At 41.8% G+C, this 2,510-nt stretch carries 1 protein-coding gene; it reads right to left on the reverse strand.

Going from position 1 to position 2,510, the window contains the following annotated elements; all coding sequences use genetic code 11:
• Positions 1-152: 152 nt before the first annotated feature.
• Positions 153-2,147: a hypothetical protein gene (locus AB4140_RS19795; RefSeq protein WP_372002353.1), complete on the reverse strand. Its 1,995-nt coding sequence runs from the start codon at positions 2,145-2,147 to the stop codon at positions 153-155.
• Positions 2,148-2,510: the final 363 nt, after the last annotated feature.

Raw genomic sequence — 2,510 nt, forward strand, 5'->3', positions numbered from 1 at the left:
ACAATATAAAACTGCTTTCCCACAAGCTTAAAATCAGATTTTGCCCACAGCTATGACAAACCTTTGTCAGCTTAGCTCAGGACGGAACATACTCAAAAAAAAAGCCACTTGAAATCAAGTGGCTTTTAGCATCGAATTTAACTAATTACAGCTTATTTGGGGTTTACATGACAGGTCATACACGAGTATGGATCTGGGTAAACAGGATCCGTGGTCCAGTCACTATTACCCCTAACTTTCATATCATCGCTATATAAGCCGTGCATATAAACAAAGTTTTGATCTTTCAACGCAGGTAATATGTTCAATAAGTGATTTGCATCACCATACATTTCAGCACTAACAACGCTCACAGCATCTCTATCGGTTGATGGCACATCAATGATTGGTTTAGCTGGGTGAAAGGTCATATCTTCAGGAGAGTTACCACCTTCGTACATTTTCGGGAACAGTTTATTTACTGAACCGTGGTTTTTAGGTTGGAACTCATTATCATGGCACCAGAAACATACCCCCATTTCACCATGACCTGCTGGTGCGCCGTTACTACCATGACACTGAGCGCATTGATAAGGTGCTACGGCGCGATCCGCTTCATCTAATACTTCATAAGACTGTACGCCTTTAGCTAGATCCATAACATAAACGGGCGTTGGGTTAACCCCCAAACTACCTTGGTCCCCATCAGAGTGAATACTACCTAACGAGTGACAAGTACCACAATCGGCAACGCCCCAGCCAAAATGCTCTGCTGATAATGGACGAATAGCTTCATTAATATCGTAAATAGGATATTGATTATCCCCGCCAACCCGATGGCTTTCTGGTGCAGCAAACGTCAACTGTCTAGCCATTACCGCGGTATAATCAACGGGGTAATACATAGGCCAAACATCTGCAAAGGTGTGCATATTTCTGTCGCCGTACCAATCAGTAAGGTCAATTTCAATGCCTTTACTTGCAAAGTATTCGCCACATTCTTGATCAATTTGACCGTTTGATGTGCCAGTGGCTGAGCCATCAAGGGCAATGCCATCACAGAATGTTGCCGGTGGCGTGTCTTCAGGCTTAGACATACCTCCAAGGCCGTACTTGTGATTCCAATCTTTTATATAACGGCGCTCATAACCATTAATCGCATATGCGTATCTAGCCTGGTTAGTGGCACCATCAACAGAATTAATAATGAAGTGCTGAATATCTATACCTGTGGATATCTTACCCCAGTATGAAAAACCAACATCAATCAGCCCATCTTCATGCATACTCATATAAATATCCGCCATGGTGATCATGGCATCTTTCTTATATATGTCAGGACGTAAGTTATGTGGTCTAACCTCGACGTTATAAAAATATCTTGGTTCGCCATCAACAGGATCAAGCATAACTTCAGGAATAATTATACGATTATCAGAGAACTGAGCCTGAGCTTCGTTGCGACGCTCAACCTGTGTTCTTTGCATTTCTTCACGTCGGTAGGTATAAGCCTCACTTCTTGGACGCAGTAATACACCTGAATTTGATTGCAGCACTGTCATTTCTAAACGAGTGCCAACGTTTTCCCCCCAATTGGTGTATTTATATTCTCTCTTAAAGTCTGCAGTATCTGGGATCCAATTGGCATACCAGTTAGGATCGCCTTCTCCAACTGGTTTTCCATCAATATCAAACTCTACAGCACTACCATCCTCATTACGCCATACCGTATAGCGATAAGCACCGATATCTTCGCCCCATTGGTACTCAACATGGAAATCATCACGGGTCTGAGATAGGTATAGCAGCACTTCTGCAAAAGTGATTTGACCATCATTAAACAAATCATCCCGCAGCGGTGTTGGAATAACCCGACGAACCTCTTCTGCTTCAACAGTGAATCCATGTTTAATATCGGCATGTCGTCTTTCAGATTGAGCAACCCAATCAGCTCTGTCCATCCTGTCGAAGTAGATGGTTATTGGTCCTTCTAATTGCCATTTTATATCCGGTCCCCAAACATTATCGAATACCTCGCTACCAGTTTGTGGTGGTTGGCCTGTTTCAGGTAAATCTGGCGGGGTTGGAGCACTGTTGGAGTCATCACTTCCACAGCCTGAAAGTATCGCCAATGCAAGCAAAGCAGCAGTTGTATTTAATTGTTTCATATCATCCATTTCACAACATTTTTCGAATGTGGGCGATACTCGCTCAACCTACCCCTTTTGAGTTAGTGACTTATCACAGTAAAATACATTCAGTTGTAATAAAAATGATATTGAATTCTTAGATTTGAAACGTATCACAAATAGCTTGGGTTGCATTAAATTGAACACCTCAAACCTCTTAAACTATTTGAAACGCACACCTTGAACATTTACACACCTTAACAACCTAAATAAAGCTAAAACAGCTCAACTTTAACCTAACTACTACACCCATCAATTAAAATGAATGCTTTTTAGACCGTAAAATGACCATGATAAAGAGTTGCAGGGTCCACGCTTTACTACAATATAAAACTGCTTTCC

The organism is Shewanella sp. 10N.286.51.B2 (assembly GCF_041469265.1).
Classification (GTDB): domain Bacteria; phylum Pseudomonadota; class Gammaproteobacteria; order Enterobacterales; family Shewanellaceae; genus Shewanella.